Raw genomic sequence first — 620 nt, 5'->3', positions numbered from 1 at the left:
CCATGGACCTCAGCACCCTGCTCGCCAGCTTCGCCTCCGCCTTCAACCAGGACCAGCGCCTGCTCACCCTCAGCCTGGGCGACGGCAGCGTGGCGGCCGAGCAATTGCTGCCGCTGAGTTTGGCCGGCGAGGAAGGCGTGTCCCGGCCTTACGCCTACCAGTTGACCTGTCTGTCCCCGGACGGCGCGATCGAACTCAAGACCCTGCTCGGTCTGCCGGCCCGGCTCGGCATCCTCGACGCCGCCGGCGCGGAGAGCCTGCGCTGCGGCGTAGTATCGAAAGTGGAAAGCCTGGGCTCGGACGGCGGTTTCAGCCGCTACCAGCTGACCATAGAGCCGCCGTTCGCGCTGCTGCGGCATCGCGTCAGTTCGCGGGTGTTCCAGGACCTGACAGTGCCGGACATCGTCAAACAGATTCTGGCCGAGCATCAGCAGGCCAATCCGGTGTTCGCCCGCGTCCAGACGCTGGACTTCAAGACCGGCGCGGCGACGCCGCGCAGCTACTGTCTGCAATACCGCGAGAGCGATTACGATTTCATCGTGCGTCTGCTGCACGAAGAGGGCTATGCCTGGCGCTTCGATCATCTGGACGGCGACACGCCCCAGGTGCAGCTGGTCGCT

1 protein-coding gene is annotated in these 620 nt (G+C 66.1%); it reads left to right on the top strand.

Going from position 1 to position 620, the window contains the following annotated elements; translation table 11 throughout:
• Window positions 1-2 precede the first annotated feature (2 nt).
• On the top strand, window positions 3-620 hold a 618-nt coding region (locus JW897_RS24120; protein ID WP_205467935.1), incomplete at its 3' end, for a type VI secretion system Vgr family protein.

Source organism: Chromobacterium alkanivorans (genome assembly GCF_016937655.1).
Lineage (GTDB): Bacteria > Pseudomonadota > Gammaproteobacteria > Burkholderiales > Chromobacteriaceae > Chromobacterium > Chromobacterium alkanivorans.
Note: the sequence above shows the minus strand (reverse complement) of the source record. Positions and strands in the feature narration are given on the sequence as shown.